At 71.1% G+C, this 23,518-nt stretch carries 23 protein-coding genes; 13 read left to right on the forward strand and 10 right to left on the reverse strand.

What is annotated here, in order from left to right:
* Positions 1–17: 17 nt before the first annotated feature.
* From ABD785_RS36115 to ABD785_RS36130, 4 genes are all read right to left on the reverse strand, one after another.
* Positions 18–2,513 (reverse strand): DNA translocase FtsK 4TM domain-containing protein, encoded by a 2,496-nt coding sequence (locus tag ABD785_RS36115; protein WP_344837806.1) that lies wholly within the window; start codon positions 2,511–2,513, stop codon positions 18–20.
* A 68-nt stretch (positions 2,514–2,581) separates the two neighbouring features.
* Complete coding sequence (locus tag ABD785_RS36120) at positions 2,582–3,439, reverse strand: 1,4-dihydroxy-2-naphthoate polyprenyltransferase (RefSeq protein ID WP_344837808.1); 858 nt, start codon at positions 3,437–3,439, stop codon at positions 2,582–2,584.
* Positions 3,436–4,968 (reverse strand): MFS transporter, encoded by a 1,533-nt coding sequence (locus ABD785_RS36125; RefSeq protein WP_344837810.1) that lies wholly within the window; start codon positions 4,966–4,968, stop codon positions 3,436–3,438. The genes ABD785_RS36120 and ABD785_RS36125 overlap by 4 nt, the downstream gene beginning before the upstream one ends.
* A 132-nt stretch (positions 4,969–5,100) precedes the next feature.
* Complete coding sequence (locus ABD785_RS36130) at positions 5,101–6,039, reverse strand: DMT family transporter (protein ID WP_344837813.1); 939 nt, start codon at positions 6,037–6,039, stop codon at positions 5,101–5,103.
* A gap of 46 nt (positions 6,040–6,085) precedes the next feature.
* On the opposite strand from ABD785_RS36130, the gene ABD785_RS36135 reads away from it, so the two are divergent.
* From ABD785_RS36135 to ABD785_RS36165, 7 genes are all read left to right on the forward strand, one after another.
* On the forward strand, positions 6,086–7,450 hold the full coding sequence (locus ABD785_RS36135) for an aminotransferase-like domain-containing protein (RefSeq protein ID WP_425547865.1): 1,365 nt from the start codon (positions 6,086–6,088) through the stop codon (positions 7,448–7,450).
* Between the two features lie 176 nt (positions 7,451–7,626).
* Positions 7,627–8,202, forward strand: coding sequence for a CGNR zinc finger domain-containing protein (locus tag ABD785_RS36140; protein ID WP_344837816.1), 576 nt, complete (start codon positions 7,627–7,629; stop codon positions 8,200–8,202).
* Between the two features lie 11 nt (positions 8,203–8,213).
* On the forward strand, positions 8,214–8,753 hold the full coding sequence (locus ABD785_RS36145; protein WP_344837819.1) for a GNAT family N-acetyltransferase: 540 nt from the start codon (positions 8,214–8,216) through the stop codon (positions 8,751–8,753).
* Between the two features lie 171 nt (positions 8,754–8,924).
* The gene (locus ABD785_RS36150) at positions 8,925–9,911 is read left to right on the forward strand and encodes a glycoside hydrolase family 18 protein (protein ID WP_344837820.1); all 987 of its coding nucleotides are present in this window, start codon (positions 8,925–8,927) and stop codon (positions 9,909–9,911) included.
* Positions 9,912–10,049: 138 nt separating this feature from the next.
* Complete coding sequence (locus ABD785_RS36155) at positions 10,050–10,268, forward strand: hypothetical protein (protein WP_344837822.1); 219 nt, start codon at positions 10,050–10,052, stop codon at positions 10,266–10,268.
* A 140-nt stretch (positions 10,269–10,408) separates the two neighbouring features.
* Complete coding sequence (gene dapA, locus ABD785_RS36160; protein ID WP_344837825.1) at positions 10,409–11,326, forward strand: 4-hydroxy-tetrahydrodipicolinate synthase; 918 nt, start codon at positions 10,409–10,411, stop codon at positions 11,324–11,326.
* Positions 11,327–11,348: 22 nt separating this feature from the next.
* Positions 11,349–13,037 (forward strand): ribonuclease J, encoded by a 1,689-nt coding sequence (locus tag ABD785_RS36165; RefSeq protein WP_344837827.1) that lies wholly within the window; start codon positions 11,349–11,351, stop codon positions 13,035–13,037.
* A gap of 121 nt (positions 13,038–13,158) precedes the next feature.
* On the opposite strand, the gene ABD785_RS36170 is transcribed toward ABD785_RS36165, so the two are convergent.
* Complete coding sequence (locus ABD785_RS36170) at positions 13,159–13,818, reverse strand: uracil-DNA glycosylase (RefSeq protein WP_344837830.1); 660 nt, start codon at positions 13,816–13,818, stop codon at positions 13,159–13,161.
* Positions 13,819–13,868: 50 nt separating this feature from the next.
* Here ABD785_RS36170 and modA point away from each other — a divergent pair, with 50 nt between their 5' ends.
* Positions 13,869–14,606 carry a molybdate ABC transporter substrate-binding protein gene (gene modA / locus ABD785_RS36175; protein WP_344837832.1) on the forward strand — a complete coding sequence of 246 codons (738 nt, stop codon included), beginning with the start codon at positions 13,869–13,871 and terminating at the stop codon, positions 14,604–14,606.
* Here modA and ABD785_RS36180 read toward each other — a convergent pair.
* A complete protein-coding gene (locus ABD785_RS36180) occupies positions 14,603–15,988 on the reverse strand; it encodes an MFS transporter (RefSeq protein WP_344837834.1) in 1,386 nt (461 codons plus the stop codon). The two genes, modA and ABD785_RS36180, sit on opposite strands and share 4 nt — an antisense overlap.
* Positions 15,989–16,093: 105 nt before the next feature.
* Here ABD785_RS36180 and ABD785_RS36185 point away from each other — a divergent pair, with 105 nt between their 5' ends.
* A complete protein-coding gene (locus tag ABD785_RS36185) occupies positions 16,094–16,660 on the forward strand; it encodes a TetR family transcriptional regulator (protein WP_344837835.1) in 567 nt (188 codons plus the stop codon).
* Between the two features lie 132 nt (positions 16,661–16,792).
* Here ABD785_RS36185 and ABD785_RS36190 read toward each other — a convergent pair whose 3' ends face one another.
* The 4 genes from ABD785_RS36190 to ABD785_RS36205 are packed head-to-tail and all read right to left on the reverse strand — an operon-like array spanning position 16,793 to position 19,552.
* Positions 16,793–17,347: a transglutaminase-like domain-containing protein gene (locus ABD785_RS36190; RefSeq protein ID WP_344837837.1), complete on the reverse strand. Its 555-nt coding sequence runs from the start codon at positions 17,345–17,347 to the stop codon at positions 16,793–16,795.
* Positions 17,344–18,084 (reverse strand): 4-hydroxy-tetrahydrodipicolinate reductase, encoded by a 741-nt coding sequence (dapB, locus tag ABD785_RS36195; RefSeq protein WP_344837839.1) that lies wholly within the window; start codon positions 18,082–18,084, stop codon positions 17,344–17,346. The genes ABD785_RS36190 and dapB overlap by 4 nt, the downstream gene beginning before the upstream one ends.
* A gap of 60 nt (positions 18,085–18,144) precedes the next feature.
* Positions 18,145–18,816 (reverse strand): cache domain-containing protein, encoded by a 672-nt coding sequence (locus ABD785_RS36200; RefSeq protein WP_344837840.1) that lies wholly within the window; start codon positions 18,814–18,816, stop codon positions 18,145–18,147.
* A 16-nt stretch (positions 18,817–18,832) separates the two neighbouring features.
* Positions 18,833–19,552, reverse strand: coding sequence for a FadR/GntR family transcriptional regulator (locus tag ABD785_RS36205; protein ID WP_344837842.1), 720 nt, complete (start codon positions 19,550–19,552; stop codon positions 18,833–18,835).
* Positions 19,553–19,637: 85 nt separating this feature from the next.
* On the opposite strand from ABD785_RS36205, the gene ABD785_RS36210 reads away from it, so the two are divergent.
* Genes ABD785_RS36210 through ABD785_RS36225 form a run of 4 tightly spaced genes read left to right on the forward strand, consistent with a single transcriptional unit; the run spans position 19,638 to position 23,504 of the window.
* Positions 19,638–20,606 carry an ABC transporter ATP-binding protein gene (locus tag ABD785_RS36210; protein WP_344837844.1) on the forward strand — a complete coding sequence of 323 codons (969 nt, stop codon included), beginning with the start codon at positions 19,638–19,640 and terminating at the stop codon, positions 20,604–20,606.
* Positions 20,607–20,617: 11 nt separating this feature from the next.
* Positions 20,618–21,817, forward strand: coding sequence for an ABC transporter substrate-binding protein (locus tag ABD785_RS36215; RefSeq protein ID WP_344837846.1), 1,200 nt, complete (start codon positions 20,618–20,620; stop codon positions 21,815–21,817).
* Positions 21,814–22,701, forward strand: a complete 888-nt coding sequence (locus ABD785_RS36220; protein WP_344837848.1) for an ABC transporter permease — start codon at positions 21,814–21,816, stop codon at positions 22,699–22,701. Before ABD785_RS36215 ends, ABD785_RS36220 begins: the two co-directional genes overlap by 4 nt.
* Positions 22,698–23,504, forward strand: a complete 807-nt coding sequence (locus ABD785_RS36225) for an ABC transporter permease (protein WP_344837850.1) — start codon at positions 22,698–22,700, stop codon at positions 23,502–23,504. The genes ABD785_RS36220 and ABD785_RS36225 overlap by 4 nt, the downstream gene beginning before the upstream one ends.
* Positions 23,505–23,518 lie beyond the last annotated feature (14 nt).

Below are 23,518 nucleotides of genomic sequence, written 5' to 3' on the forward strand. Positions count from 1 at the left end.
AACGCCGTACTAAGAAGTCACGAATTGAGGTCGGCCAGAACTCCCGGAAGCTCGTCGGGCTTCACCAGCACGTCACGGGCCTTGGAGCCCTCGGACGGCCCGACGATGTTCCGCGACTCCATCAGGTCCATGAGCCGTCCGGCCTTGGCGAAACCGACGCGCAGCTTGCGCTGGAGCATCGAGGTCGACCCGAACTGGGTCGTGACGACCAGCTCGATCGCCTGGACGAGCAGCTGGAGGTCGTCGCCGATCTCCTCGTCGATCTCCTTGCGCGGACCGGCCTCGGGCGCGACGTCCTCGGCGTACAGCGCCTCCATCTGCCCCTTGCAGTGCTCGACGATCGCCCCGATCTCCTTCTCGGAGACGTAGGCGTTCTGCAGCCGCATCGGCTTGGACGCGCCCATCGGCAGGAACAGGGCGTCACCCTGGCCGACGAGCTTCTCCGCGCCGGGCTGGTCGAGGATGACCCGGCTGTCGGCGAGCGACGAGGTCGCGAACGCCAGCCGGGACGGCACGTTGGCCTTGATCAGCCCGGTGACGACGTCGACCGAGGGCCGCTGGGTGGCGAGCACGAGGTGGATGCCGGCGGCGCGGGCGAGCTGGGTGATCCGGACGACGTGGTCCTCGACGTCGCGCGGGGCGACCATCATCAGGTCGGCGAGCTCGTCGACGATCACCAGCAGGTAGGGGTAGGGCGAGTAGACCCGCTCGCTGCCCGGCGGGGCGACGAGCTTGCCGGCCCGCACGGCCTTGTTGAAGTCGTCGATGTGCCGGAACCCGGACGCCGCGAGGTCGTCGTAGCGGCGGTCCATCTCCCCGACGACCCAGCCGAGGGCCTCGGCGGCCTTCTTCGGGTTGGTGATGATCGGGGTGATCAGGTGCGGGATGCCCTCGTACATCGTCAGCTCGACCCGCTTGGGGTCGACCAGGATCATCCGGACCTCGTCGGGGGTGGCCCGCATGAGGATCGAGGTGATCAGGCCGTTGATGCAGGTCGACTTGCCCGCGCCGGTGGCGCCCGCGATGAGGATGTGCGGCATCTTGGCGAGGTTGGCGACGACGGTGCGGCCCTCGACGTCCTTGCCGAGGCCCACGAGCATCGGATGCTGGTCGGAGGCCGCGACCTGCGAGCGCAGGACGTCGCCGAGGGAGACCAGGTCCTTGTCGACGTTGGGGATCTCGACGCCGATCGCGGACTTGCCGGGGATCGGGGAGATGATCCGGACGTCCTGGGACTTGACCGCGTAGGAGATGTTCTTGGAGAGGGTGATGACCTTCTCGACCTTGACCGCGGGGCCGAGCTCGATCTCGTACCGGGTGATGGTCGGGCCGCGGGTGAACCCGGTGACCTGGGCGTCGACGTCGAACTGCTCCAGCACCCCGGTGAGCGCGTTCACGACGACGTCGTTGGCCTTGGTGCGGGGCTTGAGCGCCGATCCGGCCTTGAGCAGCACCGGCTCGGGCAGCTCGTAGATCTCACCGGTGGAGTTCAGCGGAAGCTGCTCGGAGCGGGCGGGCGCCGGGGTCGGGTCCGGGACGTGCGGCGGCTCGGGCTCGGGCGTGAAGTCCTGGAGCACCGGCGGTCCCGGGTCGCCGAGGATCTCGTCGACGAGGGGGCGTTCGGGCTCCGGCGGGACGTGCGGTCCCTCTCCCGCGGGCTCGACGATCGGCGTGTCGTAGGGCTTGGTGCGCTCCTCGACCTCCGGCCCGTCGTCGTCCTTCTTCCTGCGCTCGCGCTTGGCCTTGGGCTCGGGCCGCTCACGGAGCATGACCACGTGCATGAAGTCGTTGACCCGGTCGGGGATGCGGTGGACCGGGGTCTTGGTGACGACCAGGATCCCGAAGAACGCCACGAGCAGCAGCAGCGGCACCGCGACCCAGGCCGAGAGGATCGTCTCGAGCGGCGCGGAGACGATCCAGCCGATCACGCCGCCTGCGTCCCGGACGGCCTTCATCTCGTCGCGCGGAGCGGGCGACCCGCAGGCGATGTGGACGATCCCGGCGATGCTGAGGAACAGGGCGCTCGCGCCGATGGAGATCCGGCCGGTGTCCTCGTTGCGCTCGGGGTGGCGGAGCATCCCCCAGGCGAGGCCGACGAGCGCGACGGGCAGCACCATCGCGAACTTTCCGAAGCCGCCGCGGGACAGGGCCTCGAGCAGCTCGGTGAACCATCCGTGCGGGGTCCACCAGGTCACGGAGGCCAGCACGATCGCCGCGCCGAGCAGGGCGAGGCCCGCTCCGTCGCGGCGGTGCTCCTCCTCCAGCTCACGGGCGCCGTCTCCGTAGGCGCGGAACACCGAGCCGACGGCCTTGGCGAGCAGCATCCACAGGCCGGCGACGACCTTGAAGAACCCGAGGAGCAGCTGGCTGATCGGGTCGGGCCTGCGCGGGGCGGGGCCCTTGGCCGCGGGCTTGCGGGCCGGGGCCCGCTTGCGCGGAGAAGGTGGCTTCGCGGGGGGTTTGGACCCACCACGCGAGGAGTTCTGTGTACCTCCGGTCGCACGTGTGGCCATGATGACGAGCGTAACCCGCGCTCAGGGAAAGGCCAGGAGATATCGGGCGGCGTGTCGCCCGATCATTTCTACAGCGCGAGACCGAGGGTCAGCAGGGCGCCGAAGACGAGCTGGAGCCTGCCGGTCTCGCCCAGGACCTTGATCAGCGCGGGGCCCTGGGCGCCCGCCAGGACCGTCCGGCTGGGGCCGATGGTGAGGGGCGCGGCGAACAGGGCCAGCAGCGCCCACGGGCGGGCGATGGCGATGCCGAGGACGACCGTGAAAGGCAGCGACAGGCAGAGGGTGAACAGCACCCGGGTGATCGGGTCGCCGAGCACCACGGCGAGGGTCCTCTTGCCGGTCATGGCGTCGGTGTCGAGGTCGCGGAGGTTGTTGACCACGAGCATCGCGCAGGCCAGCAGCCCGACCGGGACCGCGGCGGCCCACGCCACCCACGGCAGCGCCTCGATCTGCACATAGGCCGTGCCGACCACGGCGACGAGGCCGAAGAACACGAAGACCGACAGCTCGCCCAGCGCCCGGTAGCCGTAGGGCGTCTTGCCGCCGGTGTAGAACCAGGCGGCGGCGATGGCGGCGGCGCCGACCAGCAGGATCCACCAGCTCGACACGGCGGCGAGCACGAGGCCGGCGACCCCGGCGAGCGCGAAGCAGATCAGCGCGGCCGCCAGGACCTGCTTGGCGGGCTTGGTGCCGGAGCCGACGAGGCGCAGCGGCCCGACCCGGTTCTCGTCGGTCCCCTTGACCCCGTCGCTGTAGTCGTTGGCGTAGTTGACGCCCACCTGGAGCGACAGGCCCACGAACAGCGCGACCAGCGCCCGCCATCCCACGAAGGAGTCCGAGCCGATCGCCACACCGGTGCCGACGGCGACCGGGACGACGGCTGCGGGAAGTGTTCTGGGGCGCGCCCCGGCGATCCAAGGGTTCATGTGTCTTTTCTGCGCAGGCGGAGGGTCATGATCAGGCCGACGCCGAGGATACCGGCCGTCACCAGGGCCGCTCGACCCGTGGCCACCGCCAGCGATTCGACCGCGGCGTCCGCCTGGACGGGCGACAGGTCGGCGATCGTGGTGCCGACGTTGCTCTGGAGCTCGCGGGCCACCTCGGCGTCGCCCGTCCTGGCCTGCATGGCGTGGCCGAGGCTGGTGGCGAACACGGTCCCGATGAGGGCGATGCCGAGCGCGGAGCCGACCTGGCGGGCGGTCGACTGGGTGCCGGAGGCCTGCCCCGACTGGCCCGGCGGCACCTCGGCCAGCGCGACGTTCGACAGCTGGGCCGAGGTCATGCCGAGGCCGATGCCGTACATGAGCATCCAGGGGGCCAGCCCGTAGCCGGTCGTCCCGGCGTGGGTGGTCAGGCCGATCGCCAGGACCGCGGCGACCTCGGCGGCCATGCCGTACTGGACGACCCGGGCGGGGCCCGCGCGCTGGGCGAGCCGGGCGGCGAGGCCGCCGGAGAAGAACGCGCCGATGGCCAGCGGCAGGATCGCCACGACGATCTGGAGCGGGGAGTCGCCGTGGGCGCCCTGGAGGAACAGCGGCAGCACGAACAGCAGTCCGAGCTCCCCGACGCTGATGAGCGAGGCGGCGATGTTGCCGCGCCGGAAGCTGGCGATCTCGAAGAGGGTCAGGTCGAGCATGACGGCCTTGCCGGCCCTGGCGCGCCGGCGCTCCAGCACGACGAGCAGGCTCAGCAGGACGACGGAGCCGCCCAGCGCGAACGGGACGGGCGTCAGCGGCCAGCCGTCCTTCTGGGAGGTCCACCAGCCGAAGGTCTGGCCCTCGATCAGCGCGAACACCAGGGCGCCGAGCCCGAGGGCCGACAGCACCCCGCCGCCCCAGTCGATCCCGGGACGGCCGTCGGGGTCGCGGGTCTCGGGGATGTAGCGCAGCACCCCGAGGACCAGCAGGACGCCCAGCGGCAGGTTGATCGTGAACGCCCAGCGCCAGCCGTGCGAGGTGGCCAGCCAGCCGCCGAGCAGCGGCCCGACCGCGGCCATTCCGGCGATCATGGAGCCCCAGATGCCGAAGGCGACCGCCCGGTCCCTGCCCGAGAACAGGGTGTTGATGGTCGAGAGCGTCGCGGGCATGATCATCGCCGCGCCGACGCCCTGGAGCGCGCGGGCCCCGACCAGGGCCCCGCCGGTGGCGGCCATCGCCGCGAGGAGGCTGGCGACCACGAAGACGCCGGTGCCGATGACGAACATCCGCCGCCGCCCGACGAGATCGGCGATCCGCCCGCAGGAGATCATCAGTGCGGCGAAGACGAGTGAGTAGACCGAGGTCAGCCACTCGGCGTCGGTGGCCCGCAGCCCCAGTTCCTCGACGATGCTCGGCAGCAGGACGTTCACCACGGTGGCGTCGACCACGATCAGGGACACGCCCAGGCTGATCACCGCCAGCCCGAGCCAGCGCCGGTTCCCGGCGTCGCGCGCCTGGTCCTGCGGTTCAGCGGTCACCGGCGCACGCATCATCATCCTGATCGAAAGGGGTTCGAGAGCTTCGCTGAAACGATAACCCCGCCTCGTGACCGCCCCGCACCGCCCCGTGTGACCCACGCGACCCGGCGGCGTCGCGCGGACGGGCCCGGATCAGCGCGGGACGGCCAGCGGGGCGGGGGCCGCGGGGCGCGCCGGGGCGCTCGTGCGGGAGCGCTGGGTCCACGCCACGCACGCCACGACCGCGACGGCCGTCAGCCCGGTGGCCCAGTCGAGGCGCTCGTGCAGGAGCCATGCCGACCAGACCAGGGTCAGCAGCGGCTGGAGGAGCTGGATCTGGCTGGCGCGGGCGATCCCGGCCCTGGCCAACCCCGCGTACCAGGCGAAGAAGCCGAGGAACATCGAGAACGCCGAGACGTAGAGGAAGCCGGCGGCGGCCCTGCCCGTCCAGTGCGGGTCCGTGGTCGCCAGCAGCCAGAGGGTGGCGGGGACGGTGACCGGCGTCCACAGCACCAGCGCCCAGCAGATCACCTGCCAGGCGGGCATCTCACGGGCCAGGGCCCCGCCCTCCGCGTAGCCGACGGCCGCCAGCAGCAGCGCCCCCACCAGCAGCAGGTCCTGCGCGCCGAATCCGCCGTCGCCGCGCGTCACGGTGAACAGGGTCACGCACAGGGCCCCGCAGGCGGCGGCCAGCCAGAACCGCCACGGCGCCCGCTCCCCCGCCCGCACGACCCCGGCGATCGCGGTCGCGGCGGGGAGGAGCCCGATCACCACCGCGGCGTGCGCCGACGAGGCTCCGAAGTCCAGGGCGAGCGTGGACAGCACGGGGAAGCCGAACACCACGCCGACCCCGACGATCGCCAGGCCGCGCCACTGCCGCCCGCGCGGCACCGTCAGGCGCGACCCGGACGGCGACCGCCTCGACCCCAGGTGGACGGCCGTCAGCGCCGTGGCGGCGAAGGCCGCGGCGAGGACGGCCCGGCCGATCGCGACCAGGTACGGGCCGAGGCCGTCGAGGGCCCAGAGAGTGCCGGGAAAGGTGAAGGAGAAGGACAGGACGCCGAGGAAGGCCAGGAGGAGCGCTCTTCGCATTTCACCAGTAGCGCTATCGTTATCTCTCATGTCCAACGATAGCAGTGTGGCCTCTCTCGCCCGGAACCTGAGGGCCGAGGCCGCCGGGATGCGGGGTGGGGAGCGGCTGTCGTCGAGCCGGATGCTGGTCGAGCGCTACCGCGTGAGCCCGGTGACCGTCTCACGTGCCCTCGCGCTGCTGGCGGCGGAGGGCGTCGTGGTGACCCGGCCGGGGAGCGGCACCTTCGTCGCCGAGCGCAGGAGCGGTAGCGGTCCGGTGGACTTCGGCTGGCAGTCGGTGCCGCTCGGGCACCGCGCCCTGGACGTGGACGGGCTCTCGCAGCTGCTGGCTCCCGCCCCGGCGGGGGCGATCGCGCTGATCGGCGGCTATCTGCCGGACGAGGCGCAGCCGCTGCGGGCGCTGGCCGCAGCGAGCGCCCGCGCGGCCCGGCGGCCGAACGCCTGGGGGGTGCCGCCGCTCAGCGGCATCCCCGAGCTGCGCGCCTGGTTCGGCTCACTGGTCGGCGCCGATCCCGGCGACGTGCTGATCGCCGACGGCGGCCAGGCCGCGCTCTGGACGATCCTGCGGTCGGTGCTGCAGCCCGGCGCGCCGCTGCTGATGGAGTCGCCGACCTACCACGGGGCGATCTCCGCGGCCAGGGCGGCGGGGCTGAGCCCGGTGCCGGTGCCGATGGACGGTGACGGGGTCAGGCCGGGCCTGCTCGCCGAGGCGTTCGCGATGACCGGGGCGCGGGCGTTCTACACGCAGCCCACCTTCCAGAACCCGACGGGCGTCGTGCTCTCGCCCGAGCGCCGCCGCGAGGTCGTCGAGGTCGCCAGGGCGGCGGGAGCGTTCGTGATCGAGGACGACTACGCCCGCCACCTCGCGATCACCTCTCCCCCGCCGCCCCTGGTCACCGGCGACCGGGACGGGACGGTCATCCACATCGCCTCGCTGACCAAGGCGACCGCTCCGTCGCTGCGGATCGCGGGGGTCGTCGCCCGCGGCCCGGTAGCGGAGCGGCTGCGGGCGACCCAGCTCGTGGAGTCCTTCTTCCCCGCCCGGCCGCTCCAGGAGACCGCGCTGGAGCTGGTGACCTCGCCCGCCTGGCCGCGCCATCTGCGCGCGGTCTCGGCCGACCTGCGCCGCCGCCGCGACGTGCTCGCCGCGGCGCTCGCCGAGCATCTGCCGGAGGCCCATCTCACCCGGCTCCCGCAGGGCGGCCTGCACCTGTGGGTGCGGCTGCCCGACGGGCGGGACGACCTGCTGGTGCGCGACGCCGCCCGGGCGAACGGGGTCCTGGTCGGTCCCGGCCGGCCCTACTTCCCGGCCGAGCCGCCCGCGCCGCATCTGCGCCTCAGCTACAGCACCGCCACGGACGAAGCGCTGTCCGAGGGCGTGCGGCGGCTGGCGGCGGCGCTGCGGGACTGAGCCTCGGGCGCGAGCCGGGTCCTCCGGTCCTCTTCCGCGGCACGGGCCCGGTCGAGGGCCAGCTTGGCGAGGTAGGGCAGGGCGTTCATCGTGCACCTCCGGCAGTTCGACACCACCTATGACGCTACGCCGGTGTCGCCTTCCTCGCAACCGGCTAAACGGTTACACTGGTGTCGATGAACGAGAACGCCGCGCTCCTGCTGAGGGACTTCGCGAACACCCTGGACGTCGAGGAATCGGCCGACGCGCTCGGCTCCCCCGCCGATCTCGCCGCCTGGCTGGACGAGCGGGACCTGAACGCCCCGGACCCGGACGCCCCGGACCCGGACACCCCGGACCCGGGCACCCCGGGCCCGGCCGCGGAACCCGACCTCGGGAACGCTCTCGCGCTGCGAGAGGCGCTGCGCGCGGCGATGGCCGCCCACCACGACGGCGGCGAGGGCGACCCCGCCGCGCTGGACGCCGCCCTGCGGCCCTATCCGCTGCGCGTCGGCCACGGGCCCGGCGGCCCCCGGCTCCTGCCCGCGGCCGGAGACCCCGCCGCCTGGCTGGCCGCGGCCCTCGTGGAGGCGAGGTCCGACGGCACCTGGATCCGGCTCAAGATCTGTCCCGCCGAGGACTGCCGCTGGTCGTTCCTCGACACGTCCAGGAACCGTTCCCGCACCTGGTGCGACATGAAGGTCTGCGGAAACCGCACCAAGACCAGGGCCTACCGGGCCCGCCGGACGCCCGGCCCCGGGCCGACCCAGTAGCGTTGCGGCTCATGAAGGCGGATGTGGGCGTACGGGAAGCGCGGCGCGGCGACGCCGCGGCGGTGGCGGAGATCCAGGTCAGGGCCTGGCAGTCGGCCTACCGGGGGTTCATGCCCGCCGAGACCCTCGCCGCCCTGCCCGAGGGCGTCGGGCGGTTCCGCGAGCAGTGGGCCGAGGCCGCCGCGGCGCCCGCCCGGCACCGGCTGCTCGTCGCGGTCGCCGAGGGGATCGTCACCGGCTTCGCCGCCTACTCCCCCGCCACCGACCCCGACCAGGACGAGACGGCCGCCGAGCTGATCGCCCTGCACGTCGACCCGTTGCGGGCCCGCGAGGGCCACGGCAGCCGCCTGCTCGCCGCCGCCGTCGACCTGCTGCGCGAGGACTCCTACGCGACGGTCGTCACCTGGGTCTTCACCGAGGACGCCGCCCTGCGCGGCTTCCTCGAGCCCGCCGGATGGGCGCCCGACGAGGCCACCAGGACCCTCGAACTGGACGAACCCGTCCACATGATCCGGCTCCACACGAACCTTTCGGCGGAACCGGCCGTCTAGGGGCTGTTTCAAAGTCAACTGCCCTACTGCGCGGCGCCCAGGCACGCACCTCGCGAGGTTGTCGTCGGTCGCCGACCCAACCAGGTCGACTCCCTCCTCCGCCCCCGCGAGGCACGCACCTGGACGCCGCTCGCCACGGGCGCCGACTTTGAAACAGCCCCTAAGCCCTGCATGAAATGGGTCTGGCGAATACTCGCGTTCGGGACGGGCCTGATCCTGCTGTTCGGCGTCCAGACCTGGGTCTGGTGGCAGGGCGACCCCGAGGCGGGCGGCACGGAGACCAACGCCCTGTGGGCCCGCCACCAGTGGGTCGGCGAGGCGCACACCGAGGCCGAGTACGCGGGCTTCGTCCGGCTGCTCCGGCAGAACAAGATCACTGACGTCTACTTCCACGCGGGCCCGTTCGAGCCGGACGGGACGATCCCGCCGGGCAAGTACGCCCACGCCCGCGAGCTCACCGCAGCGATGCGCCGTCTCGCCCCCGACGTGCGGATCCAGGCCTACCTCGGGCAGATCCGCGTGGTCGAGGGCCACGGCGTCCTCGACCTGGACGACCCCGCGAACCGCCGGCGGATGGTCGCGAGCGCACAGATCATGATCGGCCTCGGGTTCGACGGCATCCACTACGACCTCGAGCCGATCTACCCCGGCGACACCGCCTTCCTCGGCCTGCTCGACGCCACCAGGAAGATCGCCCCGCTGCTGTCGGTGGCCCTGGAGCAGCAGACGCTCGTCGACGCCGCCCAGCCCGTCCTCGACGCCCTCCTGCCCCGCTCCGGCCGCTTCAAGTACCCCGCCCGCCCCACCGACGGCTACCTGCGCGAGGTCGCCCGCAGGGTCGACCAGGTCGCGATCATGGCCTACGACACGGAGATGCCGACGGAGAGCCTGGTCGGACGGCACTTCGCCTGGCACACCGAGCACACCCTCCGGGTGATCGGCGACCGGGTCACCGTCTTCATCGGCGTGCCGACCTATCCGGCCCTCTTCGACTGGTCGGAAACCCTTCCGGTCGCCGTCCGCGGGGTCCGCAAGGGCCTCGACGCGCTGGGCCGCGCCCCCGCCAAGCCGTTCGGCCTGGGCGTCTACGCCGACTGGACGACCTCCGAGGCGGACTGGGCAGATTACCGACGGGTATGGCCACCCCACGCAAGGTGACATAACTCACTCCTTCCCGATACCCCCGTTGCAACGTTCCCGTTTCCACGTCTTCGCAGGTCAACAAGGGTGTTGCCGAACGCCCCGCACGGGGTAAACATCGGTGCGGCGGCCCCGGTAAGCCGCGGGAAGAGGGCGATGAGCATGGAGTACAGCGCGCAGCAGACGCTGGCCGAACTCACCGACGAGTTCGCGGGCTGGCGTATCGGCCGGGGCGGTTCCGGTCACTGGTGGGCGGTGCGCGAGAACGACCTGATCCGGACGCCGCACGTGGAGGAGCTCCGCGCCACGCTGACGTCCCTGGCCGAATCCCTCACCCACGGAAGGACGGGCGAACTGGCCGACATGGTGGGCTGAAAGTAACGTTTCGGAATCTCGCCAGAAAACCACCGTAACGCGGGAAATGCATGTCACGATGACGGAGGTAGACGCCGTCGATCTGCGTACCCCCGAGCGTAGATCGGCGGCGTCTGCCGTCCTCCGGTACGGTTCATGCCATGGCACCCAGCACTACACCCGACGCCCCGTTCGGCCGGATGCTGACCGCTATGGTCACCCCGATCAACCCGGACGGCTCCGTGGACTTCGACGCGGCGGCAGCCCTGGCGACCTACCTGGTCGAGGAGCAGCGCCACGACGGACTGGTGATCAACGGCACCACCGGAGAGTCGCCCACCACCAACGACGACGAGAAAGAGCGCGTCCTGCGCGCCGTCGTCGAGGCGGTCGGGGACCGGGCGTCGATCGTGTTCGGCGCGGGCAGCAACGACACCCAGCACAGCATCAAGCTGGCCCGCATGGCCCAGGACGCCGGCGCCGACGGCCTGCTGACGGTCACGCCGTACTACAACAAGCCCCCGCAGGAGGGCGTGTTCCGGCACATGACGGCCATCGCCGACTCCACTGACCTGCCGGTCATGCTGTACGACATCCCCGGCCGCGCGGGCATCCCGATCGAGGTCGACACCCTCATCCGGCTCGGCGCGCATGAGAAGATCGTCGCGGTGAAGGACGCCAAGGCCGACCTCTTCGCCTCCTCCCGGGTCATGGCGGCGACGGACCTGGCCTTCTACTCCGGGGACGACCCGCTGAACCTCGCCTGGCTGTCCCAGGGGGCCGTCGGCTTCGTCTCGGTCGTGGGGCACGTGGCGGGCGCCGACCTGCATGAGATGATTGACCTATACAAGTGCGGTGACACCGCCGGAGCGCTCGCGATCCACCGCAGGCTGCTCCCGGTGATCACCGCGATCATGACGCGCACCCAGGGCGTCATCGCGGTCAAGGCCGCGCTGAGGCTCCTGGGCAAGCCCGGCGGGAGCGTACGCCTCCCTCTGGTGGACGCCACGCCTGAATTCGTGGCACAGCTACGTGAAGACCTGATCGCAGGGGGAATCAAAGTGGAGGCTACTGAGTGAGCTGCATGAGCGGGGTGGGCCGATGAGCCACCCGCATCCCGAGCTGAGCAGACCGCCGAAGCCGGCGGCCGGAGCCCTGCGCATCGTCGCGCTGGGCGGGCTCGGCGAGATCGGCCGCAACATGGCCGTGTTCGAGTACGACAAGCGGCTGCTGATCGTCGACTGCGGGGTGCTCTTCCCGGAGGAGGAGCAGCCCGGCGTCGACCTGATCCTGCCGGACTTCGACTACATCCGGGACCGCCTGGACGACATCGAGGCCGTGGTCCTCACCCACGGGCACGAGGACCACATCGGAGCGGTGCCGTACCTGCTGCGTGAGCGCGGGGACATTCCGCTCATCGGCTCGCGGCTGACGCTGGCCCTGATCGAGGCCAAGCTGCAGGAACACCGGATCAAGCCGATCCTGCAGGTCGTCGCGGACGGCGAGCGCCGCACGGTCGGCCCGTTCGACTGCGAGTTCCTGTCGGTCACGCACTCGATCCCGGACGCCCTGGCGGTCGCCATCCGCACACCCGCCGGGCTCGTCGTCCACACCGGCGACTTCAAGATGGACCAGCTTCCGCTCGACGGCCGGCTCACCGACCTGCCGTCGTTCGCGCGGCTCGGGTCCGAGGGCATCGACCTTCTGATGTCGGACTCGACCAACGCCGAGGTGCCGGGGTTCGTCACGGCGGAGCGCGACATCTCCGCGGCCATCAACAACGTGTTCCGCACGGCCGAGGAGCGCGTCATCGTCGCCTCCTTCGCCTCGCACGTCCACCGGGTCCAGCAGGTGCTGAACGCGGCGGCCGCGGCGAACCGCAAGGTCGCCTTCGTGGGCCGTTCGATGGTCCGCAACATGGGCGTCGCCAAGGACCTGGGCTACCTCGACGTGCCCGACGGCCTGCTGGTCGAGCTCAAGCAGCTCGACGAGCTGCCGCCGGAGCGGGTCGTGCTGGTGTGCACGGGGTCGCAGGGCGAGCCGATGTCGGCGCTGTCCCGGATGGCCAACCGCGACCACCACCAGATCCGGATCACCGAGCGCGACACGGTCATGCTGGCCTCGTCGCTGATCCCCGGCAACGAGAACTCGGTCAACCGGGTGATCAACGGGCTGACCCGCTGGGGCGCCCGCGTCGTGCACAAGGGCAACGCCCTGGTCCACGTGTCGGGTCACTCCTCGGCCGGTGAGCTGGTGTTCCTGCTCAACCTGACCAAGCCGTCGAACTTCATGCCGGTGCACGGCGAGTGGCGGCACCTGCGGGCGCACGCCAAGCTGGCCGCGCTCACGGGCGTCCCGGACGAGAACATCGTCATCGCCGAGGACGGCGTGGTCGTCGACCTCGTCGACGGCCAGGCGAAGATCGTCGGCGCGGTTCCGGCCGGCTACGTCTACGTGGACGGCAGCAGCGTCGGGGAGATCACCGAGACGTCGCTCAAGGACCGCCGGATCCTCGGCGAGGAGGGCTTCGTCTCCGTCGTGGTCGTGGTCGACTCGACGTCGGGCAAGGTCGTGGCCGGTCCCGAGATCCACGCCCGCGGCGCGGGTATCGGCGACCAGGACTTCAACGAGATCATCGACCGTATCCGGGCGACCCTCCAGGAAGCCGCGGACGACGGGGTCTCCGACACCCACCAGATCCGGCAGCGCATGCGCCGGGTCGTCGGCAAGTGGGTCAGCGAGTCCTACCGCAGGCGTCCGATGATCGTTCCGGTCGTCGTCGAGGTCTGACGGGCATCATCGCGATGAGAAGGGGCAGGGCGACCTGCCCCTTCTTTCTTTTCTCTCGTACCGGGCGATCCCGTTACCAGGCGATCCCGTTACCAGGCGATCCCGTTACCAGGCGATCCCGTTACCAGGCGATCTCGGTCTGGCCGGCGTCGGCGAGCGCCTTGTTGACGGCGCTGAACGGCTGGGTGCCGAAGAAGAGCTTGGCGCTCAGCGGACTCGGGTGCGCGGACTCGTGCACGTAGTGCAGCGGGTTGGTGATGAGCGCGGCCTTCTTGCGCGCGTACGCCCCCCACAGCACGAACACCACCCGCTCCTGCTTGTCGTTGAGCGCGCGGATCGCGGCGTCGGTGAAGACCTCCCAGCCCTTCTTGGCGTGCGAGGCGGCCTCTCCGGCGCGGACGGTCAGCACCGCGTTGAGCAGCAGGACGCCCTGGTCGGCCCAGCGCGTCAGATCTCCGTTCTTGGTGGGCTCGACGGCCAGGTCCGTGGCGAGCTCCTTGTAGATGTTGCGCAGCGACGGGGGCAGCTTCACGCCCTCGCGGACGCTGAAGCTCAGCCCGTGGGCCTGGCCGGGACCGTGGTAGGGGTCCTGGCCGAGGATGAGGACGCGCGCGTCGGCGTACCTCGTGTGCCGGAACGCGTTGAAGAGGTCCTCGCGCGGCGGGTACACCGTCTGTGTCTCGTACTCCTCGCTCACGTACGCGCTGAGCGCCGACATCGCCAGGGGGTCGAGGTCCAGCCGGTCACGCCAGTCCTCGGGAAGCAGCTCGGTCAGATCCATGCGCCAACCCTAGCCACGGGCACCGACACTCGCCCGATAGGTTCTGATTCATGCGCCGAGTCCTCCCCTTTCTTTTCGTGCTGCTCGGCACCACGGCCTGCGGCGGCGGGCCGGACGGCGACGTGGAGCTGGCGGTCCTGGCCGACTCCTCCCTCAGCGACGCCATGACCGAGATCTCCGACGCCTACGCGCAGTCGCATCCGGGCGTCACCCTGGAGGTGACGGTCGGCGGCTCGCAGGAACTGTCCGCGCAGGTCAGGAAGGGCCGTCCGGGCGCCGACGTCATCGCGGTCGCCGACACCAGGACCCTCGACGACATCGGCAAGTACGTCGAGGGCAGGACCGTCATCGCCCGCAACTACCTCACGATCGCGGTGGCACCCGGAAATCCCCGGAGGGTGCGGGGGCTGTCCTCGCTCGCCGGGCGCAGGCTCCGGGTCGTGCTCGGCACCGACGCGGGCCCGATCGGCCGCGACTCCCTCCTCGCGCTGCGGAAGGCGGGCGTCACGGTGAAGCCGTCGTCGGAGGAGATCGACGTGCGCTCCGTGCTCGGCCGGGTCCGCAACGGCGAGGCCGACGCCGGGCTGGTCTACATCACCGACATGAAGTCGGCCGGCGCGGCGGCCAGCAGCGTGGCCATCCCCGCGGCGCAGAACGTCACGGCGGTCTATCCGGCCGCGACGGTCCGCAAGAGCGAGCACCGGAAGGAGGCCGCCGCGTTCGTCACGTGGCTGGCCTCCCCCGAGGGCACCGCCCTGCTGCGCAAGTACGGCCTCCAGTCTCCCTAGGCCTCGCGGGGGCGGAGCAGGAGGATCGCGATGAGGACGGCGGGCAGGGCGAAGGCGAAGGCCGCGACCCGGAACACCTCCGGCAGGCCCGCGGCCATGCCGTGGTCGGCGCTGTAGACCGACAGCAGGACTGCCGAGCCGAGGGCGCCGCCCGTCCAGGTGGCGCTCTGGGAGATCGCCGAGGCCGCGCCCGCCTCCTCCGGCCTGACCCCGAGCAGAACCGTGTTGTTGAGCGGCATGATGCTGAAGGCGCCGCCGATGCCGAACAGCAGCAGCGGCCCGAACACCGCCTCGAGGTAGCCGTCGCCCTCGCCGATGAGGGAGAACCACAGCAGCGCGCCGAACACCAGCAGCGAACCGAGGATCATGATCGGGCGGGCGCCGAAGCGGGCCAGCAACCGCGGTGCCAGCCGCACGAACACGAACTGGGCGAGCGCGAGCGGCAGGAACGCCAGCCCCGCCCGCATCGGCCCGTAGTGCAACTGCTGCTGGAGGTACTGGGTGGTGAAGAAGAACATCCCGAACAGCGCGGACGGCACGAGCAGCAGGTTGACGTAGGCGAACGCGCGGGTCCTGTCGGCGAGCAGGCGCAGCGGCAGGACGGGCTGGAGCGCGGAGCGCTGGGTGAGGACGAACAGCGTGTAGCCCGCGGCCGCCAGGCCGAACATGACCAGCGTGACGGCGTCCGGCCAGCCGCGGTCGGCGGCGGTGATGAAGCCGTAGACGAGGGCGAGCGCGCTGCCCGTCGCCAGGAACGCCCCCGCGAAGTCGAACCTGACCTCGCGGCGCGGCGTCTCGGGCAGGGTGCGGGGCGCGGCGGCCAGCACCACGATCCCGATCGGCAGGTTGATGAACATGACCCACCGCCAGGACGCGGCGTCGGTGAGGAACCCGCCGAGCAGCAGCCCGGCGGCGGCGCCCGCGCCGACGACGGCGGAGAACATGCTGAGGGCGCGGACCCGGGCGGGCCCCTGGAAGATCTCGACGATCAGCGCCAGCATCGCGGGTGAGGCCAGGGCAGCCCCCGCGCCCTGGGCCGACCGGGCGGCGACGAGCTGCCAGGGTTCCATCGCGACGCCCCCGAGCAGGGACGCGATGGTGAAGACGCCGACCCCGGCGACCAGGGTCCTGCGGCGGCCGAACAGGTCGCCGATCCGGCCGCCGAGCAGCAGCAGCCCGCCGAAGGCCAGCATGTAGCCGTTCTGCACCCAGGACAGGCCGGTGGCGGAGAAGCCGAGATCCCCCTGGAGCTCGGGCAGGGCGACGGTGACGACGGTCGTGTCCAGGGCGACCATCAGATAGCCCGTGACGATCACTGCCAGGGCGAGCTGGGGGCGGCGGACGAGGGGGGTTGTGGGTACGGTCTGAGTTGCGGTCGTCATACGGACGAGACTCCCCGAATAAGGAACGGAAACGTTCACTATCTACGGGGACGCTAACACGTAAGGAACGCTCGCGTACACTATTTTCCACGAGGAGGTCCGGGCGTGAACACGCGGCGCAGAGGCGACGAACTCCTGAACGCCATCTACGAGGCCGCACTGGACGAGGCCGTCACCGTGGGGTACGCCAAGACCACCATGGAGGGCGTCGCCGCCGCCGCGGGCACCGGCAAGGCCGCCCTCTACCGGCGCTGGCCCGACAAGGACGCCCTGCTCGCCGACGCGCTGAACCACGTCCTGCCGTCGATGGAGGCCCTCACCCTCACCGACGACCTGCGGACCGATCTTCTGGCCGTCTACCGGCACGTCCGGGCCGCGATGGACTCGCTCAAGGGCGGCCGCTTCACGAACATGAAGGCCGACGGGGGCGACGTCCTGATCCATGCGGTGTTCGCCGAGCGCGTGAAGGAGCCCAGCAAGCTGCTCGTCCTGGAGATCCTGCGGCGCGGGGCGGAGCGCGGCGCCGTGCGGCCGGGCGCGGTGACCGAGCTGGCCGCCGACACCGGGTACGCGCTGTTCTTCGACTACTGCCGCTCGCACAAGATGGTCGTGGAGGACGAGTTCCTGGTGCGGCTGGTCGACGAGATCATGATTCCGCTCGTCCGGGCCTGACGGCCGCGGACGCGGACGGCGAACGACCTGCTCCCCGGGCAGGGGTGGAGCCCGGGGCGCACGTTTGTTAACGCGCCGTCAACTTAGGACAGTGATTCGCATCACCACAATCCCCTGATATCCGCTTGTAACTCACCCGAGATCGGACGGAAGCGGATTTTCCGGGGACTCCAGGGCGGCGAGCACCGCGGGATGCGGTTCCGCGTAGATCTCGGGGTAGTCCAGGACGTCGGAGCCGGGTCCCGGCCGGTAGGCGGGGATGTCCTCGTCGGTGGCGAACCAGGTGCGCACGCCCGGACGGTCGCCGCGCGGGTCGAGCCGCACCCAGTGGTCCTCGAACTGGACGGCCACGAGCCCGTGCACGACGGCCTCGTCGCCGGCGCCCACCCGCTGGTAGCAGAAGCCGGACGGGATGCCCGCCAGGCGCAGGAAGGCCACGTACAGGTGCGACTTGGCGTAACAGAGGCCGACGCCCTGCTCCAGGACGTCCGAGGCGCGCCAGGGACGCCGCGGGTCGCCGGCGTCCATGGAGTGCCTGATCTCGTCGCGGACGAACTCGAACGCGGCCTTGGCGTAGGGGATCTCCCCGTCGGGGAACTTCGACGACCGGGCCTGGATCCGCTCGTCATCGAAGTCGACGGCCTCTGACGCGCCGAGGTAGTCCCACGGCTCGTCGGTGAAGTTCACAGCCCGAGCAGGGGGTCGAGGCCGACGACGAGGTCGTCGCCGAGGCCGGCCACCTTGCGGACGCCGAGCAGGACGCCCGGCATGAACGACTCGCGGTTCATCGAGTCGTGCCGGATCGTCAGCACCTCGCCGGAGCCGCCCAGGAGCACCTCCTGGTGGGCGATGAGCCCCGACAGCCGCACCGAGTGCACCCGGACGCCCTCGACGTTCGCGCCGCGCGCCCCGTCGAGTTCCTGGACGGTCGCGTCGGGCGAGGGGCCGGTCCCTGCCTTGGCACGGGCCTCGGAGATCAGCTCGGCGGTGTGGTAGCTGGTGCCGCTGACCGCGTCGAGCTTGTTCGGGTGGTGCAGCTCCACGACCTCGACCGACTCGAAGAACGGGGCGGCCTGCTGCGCGAAGTGCATCATCAGCACGGCGCCGATGGCGAAGTTCGGGGCGATGAGGATCTTCGAGCCGGGCGTGGCGGCCTGCCACTCGCGCAGCTGAGCGACCCGGTCGGGCTCGAATCCGGAGGTGCCGACGACGGCGTGGACGCCGTGCTCGATGAGGAACCTCAGGTTCTCCATCACGACGCCGGGGTTGGTGAAGTCGACGACGACGTCGGCCGCGGCCAGCGGGGCGAGGGACTCCTCCGCGTCGACGCTCGCGACCAGTTCCATGTCGGCCGCGGCCTCGACGGCGCGGCACACCTCGGTACCGACCCGGCCCCTGCCGCCCAGCACTCCGACCTTGATCACTTGCATCCCTCCAGCGCGGAAACCGACCGGCTGGCAGCCTATCGCCAACTCCCCGGCGGGCTACTCGGCGACGACCAGGGACAGGCCGGTCGCGCCCACCGGGACGGCCACCAGGCCGGGGGCGCCGCGGAACACGCTGCCGCCGGACCAGCGGGCGGTGTTGGAGGCGATGACCCGGCCCGCGGCGTTGGTGACGAAGGCGGTCGAGGGGGCGTCCTTGAGCGCGGGCAGCAGATGGTTCTCGAAGGAGCGGACGAAGACGTCGGCGGCGACCACCCCGACGAACGCTCCCCCGGCGTGGACGGGCATCGAGAACGTCAGGCTGTACTCGTCGGTGCAGAGGTAGTCGACGTAGGGCCCGCACAGGGAGCGTTCGACGCCCTCGCGCGGCGCGGCGAACCAGTCCCACCGCGTGTAGTCGTAGAAGGCGGGATGGGCGGGGTCGAGCTCGACGCGGAACTGGCCGGGCGGGCCTTCGGGGTCGTACTGCCACCACTCCAGGTACCAGGGGGCGTCGGGGAGCAGGCCGGGCAGGGCGACGAAGCCGAGGCCGACGACGAGGGGCCCGAGGTTGCGGTAGAGCAGCGGGCGGAGGCGGGCGAGGTCGGCGGCGCGCAGGTCGCGTCCCTCGGCGGAGACGGTGGCGGCGAGGGCGACGGTGGCGGCGCGGACCTCCGCGAGCGTGGCGAAGACGCGGTCGGCGAGACCGGTCACCCGGTCGATGATCAGCATGGTTCCGGCCCGGGGGTCAGGGTTCGAGCAGGCGCAGCTCGACGAGCCGCTCCACGGCCTCCTGGATGTGCCGTTCGGCAAGGGTACGGGCTGTTTCGGAGTCTCCGGTACCGATCGCGTTAACGATGTCGCGATGGGCGCAGGCGACGCCGTGACCGTCCGCGGGCCCATAGGGGAGCCACAGGAGCAGCCCCACATCGGCCTGGAGCGCGATCTCCTCGCGGGTGAGGCGGGCCGACTGCGAGGCGGCGGCGACCTCGATGTGGAAGCGGCCGTCGAGGCGGCGCAGCTCGGCGGGGGTGTCGGCGGCGGCCATGTCGGCCAGGGTGCGGCGCAGCGGGACGAGTTCGGCGTCGAGGGCGCGCTCGGCGGCCAGCCGGGCGGCGGCGCCGGAGATCGCGGCGTAGTGGTCGCCGAAGTCGCGCAGCTCCTGCGGGGACAGGCCGTGCAGCCGGGCACCGGCCTCGGTGGGCTTGGGGGTGCGGACGAACGAGCCGCCGCCCCTGCCGCGCCGGGTCTCGACCAGGCCGAGATGGCGCAGGCTGACCAGCGCCTCCCGCAGCGTGACGGTCGAGACGCCGAGCTGCGAGGCCAGTTCCAGCTCGCTGGGGAGCTGCTCGCCGTCCGCGAGGAGCTCCAGGGCGATCGCGTCGGCCAGCCGGCGGATCACGACGTCGACCCTGGCGGTGTTGTCGACGGGCGAGAAGACCGCGAGCCGGGAATCGGCCAGCCCCATCGCGCCCTCCCGAGATTACGTGCGGGGATCCACGTTATAAGACCGTGTCTTGAAATTAAACATATGAATCCATAGTTTTCATTTCATGGCTGATCAGACGGCCGTTCGGTTGAGCGGCGTGCGCAAGAGCTTCGGGTCCGTGGACGCGGTCGCCGGGGTCGATCTGGAGATCTCCGACGGGGAGTTCTTCTCGATGCTCGGGCCGTCGGGGTCGGGCAAGACGACCGTGCTGCGGATGATCGCCGGATTCGAGCGGCCCACCGCCGGGACCATCGAGCTGGCCGGGCGCGACGTCACCGCGCTGCCGCCGTTCGACCGGGACGTCAACACCGTCTTCCAGGACTACGCGCTGTTCCCCCACCTGAGCGTCCGGCGGAACGTCGAGTACGGGCTGCTGGTCAAGAAGGTCGGCAAGAAGGAGCGGCGGGCCCGGGCGGAGGAGGCGCTGGCCTCGGTCCGGCTGGAGGGGTACGGCGAGCGCAGCCCGTCCCAGCTGTCGGGAGGGCAGCGGCAGCGCGTCGCGCTGGCCCGCGCCCTGGTCAACGAGCCCCGCGTGCTGCTGCTCGACGAGCCGCTCGGCGCCCTCGACCTGAAGCTCCGCGAGGAGATGCAGGTGGAGCTGAAGGCGATCCAGCGCCGCGCCGGGATCACGTTCGTGTTCGTCACCCACGACCAGGACGAGGCGCTGACCATGTCCGACCGGATCGCGGTGTTCAACAGCGGCCGGATCGAGCAGGTCGGCACCCCCGCGGAGGTCTACGAGCGTCCGGCGACGGACTTCGTGGCCTCGTTCGTCGGCACGTCCAACCGGATCGGCGACGTCCACGTCCGCCCCGAGAAGATCCATCTCAGCCTCGACCCCGCCGCCGACGGCGCCCTCGGGACCATCGCCGAGGTCGTCTACGCCGGCGCCCACACCCGGTTCGTGATCGACCTCGCCGACGGCGGCCGGGTCGTCGCGCTCCAGCAGAACCTGCAGACCTCGTCCATGGACGTCATGAAACTCCGGGACGCCGAGGTCCGGCTGTCCTGGCAGCCCGAGCACGAATACTGAGGAGATCCCCCATGTGGTCCAAGCGTCTCGGGGTCGCCGCCGCGGCCCTCTCCCTGGTCACCCTCTCCGCCTGCGGCGACGACGGCGGCAAGGGCACCGTCACCGCCGAGCAGGGGTTCAAGGTCCCGAACATCCCCGCGCTGAGCTCGCTCGGCGCCGGCGAGGGCCAGGTCAACATCGTCAACTGGGCGGGCTACGCCGAGAACGGCTCGACCGACAAGGCCGTCGACTGGGTGACCCCGTTCGAGAAGGAGAGCGGCTGCAAGGTCAACTCCAAGGTCGCGGGGACGTCCGACGAGATGGTCACGCTGATGAAGACCGGCGAGTACGACGCGGTCTCCGCCTCCGGCGACGCCTCGCTGCGGCTCATCGCCTCCGGTGACGTCGCCCCGGTCAACACCGCGCTCATCCCGAACTACGCCGACGTGTTCGCCGGTCTCAAGAACCAGCTCTGGAACTCGGTGAAGGGCGTGCCCTACGGCGTCCCGCACGGGCGCGGCGCGAACCTGCTGATGTGGCGGACCGACAAGGTCACCCCCGCCCCCGACTCCTGGGGTGCGGTCTTCGACCCGGCCTCCCCCTACAAGGGGAAGGTCACCGCCTACGACTCCCCCATCTACATCGCCGACGCCGCCCTCTACCTGTCGGCGACCAAGCCCGAGCTCGGCATCAAGAACCCCTACGCGCTCGACCAGAAGCAGTTCGACGCCGCCGTCGCCCTGCTCAAGCAGCAGAACACGATCGTCGGGGAGTACTGGTCGGACTACACCAAGGAGGTGCAGTCCTTCAAGAGCGGCGACTCCGTCATCGGCACGACCTGGCAGGTCATCGCCAACCTCGCCAAGGCCGACAAGACCCAGGTCGAGGTGACGCTGCCCAAGGAGGGCGCGACCGGCTGGTCGGACACCTGGATGGTCGCCGCCAAGGCCAAGCACCCGAACTGCGCCTACAAGTGGATGGACTGGATCATCTCACCGAAGGCCAACGCCCAGGTCGCCGAGTGGTTCGGTGAGGCGCCCTCCAACAGCAAGTCCTGTGCGGAGACCGCCGACAAGGACCACTGCACGACCTTCCACGCCTCCGACGAGGACTACTTCTCCAAGGTCCGCTACTGGACGACCCCGATCGCCCAGTGCCTCGACGGCCGCACCGACGTCAAGTGCGTCGACTACTCCGAGTGGACCCGCGCCTGGACGGCGATCAAGGGATGACGACCGTTCCACGTCCGGCGCTCCGGCGCCGGACGGCCGCTCTCCTGCACCGCCGGCCGCGGCTGCGGCTCGGGCTGTTCCTGTCGGCGCCGATGCTGTGGCTGGTCGTCGCCTACCTCGGCGCCCTGTTCGCGATGCTGCTGTCGGCGTTCTGGTCGAACGACGTGTTCACCGGTGAGGTCGACCGGACCTTCACCCTCGCCAACTTCCAGGACGTCCTGAGCGAGCCGGTCTACCGGACCATCGCCCTGCGCAGCGTCCTGGTCGCGGCGATCGTGACGGTGCTGTGCCTGGCGATCGCCCTCCCGATGGCGTTCTTCATGGCGAAGGTGGCCCGGCCGCGGATCCGCCCGTTCCTGGTGATCGCGGTGCTGACCCCGCTGTGGGCCGCCTATCTGGTGAAGGCCTACGCCTGGCGGGTCATGCTCGCCGAGGACGGCCTGCTCAACTGGGTGATCGGCCCGCTCGGCATGAAGGGGCCCGGCTACGGCCTGACCGCGACCGTCCTGGTCCTCACCTACCTGTGGCTGCCGTACATGATCCTGCCGATCTACGCGGGGCTCGACCGGCTGCCCGACAGCCTCCTGGACGCCTCGGGCGACCTGGGCGCGAAGGCGTTCCCGACCTTCCGGCGGGTGGTCGTCCCGCTGCTGTTCCCGTCGATCGCGGCGGGCTCGCTGTTCACCTTCTCGCTCTCGCTGGGCGACTACATCACCGTGAAGATCGTCGGCGGGAAGAGCCAGCTCATCGGCAACGTCGTCTACGACAACATCGGCGCGGCCAACAACCTGCCGTTCGCGGCGGCCGTCGCGACCATCCCGGTGCTCGTCATGCTCGTCTACATCGCGGCGATCCGCCGCACCGGCGCCCTGGAGGAACTGTGACCCTCTCGCGTGGGGCCCGCCTCGCCCTGCGGGTCTTCATGGGCCTGGGGCTGGCCTTCGTGTACGTCCCGCTGATGCTGGTCCTGCTGAACAGCTTCAACGCCGACCGCTCGTTCGGCTGGCCCCCCAGCGGCCTCACCACGAAGTGGTGGACCAGCGCCCTGGACAACGAGGGCGCCCGGCTGGCGGTCCTGACCAGCCTGAAGGCCGGTCTCGGCGCGACGGCCATCGCCCTCGTGCTGGGCACGATGGTCGCGTTCGCGGTGCAGCGGTTCGCCTTCTTCGGCCGCGACACCGTCTCCCTGCTGGTGATCCTGCCGATCGCCCTGCCGGGCATCGTCACGGGCATCGCGCTGAGCAACGCCTTCCAGGTCGTCCTCCAGCCCCTGGGCATCGGCCTCGGCCTGTTCACGGTGATCGTCGGCCACGCCACCTTCTGCGTCGTGACGGTCTACAACAACGTCCTCGCCCGCCTGCGCCGCACCGGCACCAGCTTCGAGGAGGCCTCCGCGGACCTGGGCGCCGACACCTTCACGACCTTCCGCCGGGTCACCTTCCCCCTCCTGCGCCCGGCCCTCCTGGCGGGCGGCCTGCTGTCCTTCGCCCTCTCCTTCGACGAGATCATCGTGACCACCTTCACCGCGGGCCCCGGCGTCACGACCCTCCCCATCTGGATCTTCAACAACCTCTTCCGCCCGAACCAGGCCCCGGTCGTCAACGTCATCGCCGCCGTCCTGATCCTCGCCTCGATCGTCCCGGTCTGGCTCGCCCAGCGCCTCTCCGACGGAACCGCCTCCCACTGACGGCAAGGGCTCTG

It is taken from the genome of Actinocorallia longicatena (assembly GCF_039534125.1).
Classification (GTDB): domain Bacteria; phylum Actinomycetota; class Actinomycetes; order Streptosporangiales; family Streptosporangiaceae; genus Actinocorallia; species Actinocorallia longicatena.

What these genes read in the sequence shown, in the direction of transcription:
- ABD785_RS36140 (WP_344837816.1), top strand. Translation starts at nt 7,627, where the DNA reads ATGAACGAGAACGCCGCGCTCCTGCTGAGGGACTTCGCGAACACCCTG.
- ABD785_RS36205 (WP_344837842.1), bottom strand. Translation starts at nt 19,552, where the DNA reads ATGGGGCTGGCCGATTCCCGGCTCGCGGTCTTCTCGCCCGTCGACAAC.
- ABD785_RS36150 (WP_344837820.1), top strand. Translation starts at nt 8,925, where the DNA reads ATGAAATGGGTCTGGCGAATACTCGCGTTCGGGACGGGCCTGATCCTG.
- ABD785_RS36145 (WP_344837819.1), top strand. Translation starts at nt 8,214, where the DNA reads ATGAAGGCGGATGTGGGCGTACGGGAAGCGCGGCGCGGCGACGCCGCG.
- ABD785_RS36155 (WP_344837822.1), top strand. Translation starts at nt 10,050, where the DNA reads ATGAGCATGGAGTACAGCGCGCAGCAGACGCTGGCCGAACTCACCGAC.
- ABD785_RS36220 (WP_344837848.1), top strand. Translation starts at nt 21,814, where the DNA reads ATGACGACCGTTCCACGTCCGGCGCTCCGGCGCCGGACGGCCGCTCTC.
- ABD785_RS36215 (WP_344837846.1), top strand. Translation starts at nt 20,618, where the DNA reads ATGTGGTCCAAGCGTCTCGGGGTCGCCGCCGCGGCCCTCTCCCTGGTC.
- ABD785_RS36170 (WP_344837830.1), bottom strand. Translation starts at nt 13,818, where the DNA reads ATGGATCTGACCGAGCTGCTTCCCGAGGACTGGCGTGACCGGCTGGAC.
- ABD785_RS36200 (WP_344837840.1), bottom strand. Translation starts at nt 18,816, where the DNA reads ATGCTGATCATCGACCGGGTGACCGGTCTCGCCGACCGCGTCTTCGCC.
- ABD785_RS36210 (WP_344837844.1), top strand. Translation starts at nt 19,638, where the DNA reads ATGGCTGATCAGACGGCCGTTCGGTTGAGCGGCGTGCGCAAGAGCTTC.
- ABD785_RS36180 (WP_344837834.1), bottom strand. Translation starts at nt 15,988, where the DNA reads ATGACGACCGCAACTCAGACCGTACCCACAACCCCCCTCGTCCGCCGC.
- ABD785_RS36165 (WP_344837827.1), top strand. Translation starts at nt 11,349, where the DNA reads ATGAGCCACCCGCATCCCGAGCTGAGCAGACCGCCGAAGCCGGCGGCC.
- ABD785_RS36115 (WP_344837806.1), bottom strand. Translation starts at nt 2,513, where the DNA reads ATGGCCACACGTGCGACCGGAGGTACACAGAACTCCTCGCGTGGTGGG.
- ABD785_RS36120 (WP_344837808.1), bottom strand. Translation starts at nt 3,439, where the DNA reads ATGAACCCTTGGATCGCCGGGGCGCGCCCCAGAACACTTCCCGCAGCC.
- ABD785_RS36130 (WP_344837813.1), bottom strand. Translation starts at nt 6,039, where the DNA reads ATGCGAAGAGCGCTCCTCCTGGCCTTCCTCGGCGTCCTGTCCTTCTCC.
- modA (WP_344837832.1), top strand. Translation starts at nt 13,869, where the DNA reads ATGCGCCGAGTCCTCCCCTTTCTTTTCGTGCTGCTCGGCACCACGGCC.
- dapA (WP_344837825.1), top strand. Translation starts at nt 10,409, where the DNA reads ATGGCACCCAGCACTACACCCGACGCCCCGTTCGGCCGGATGCTGACC.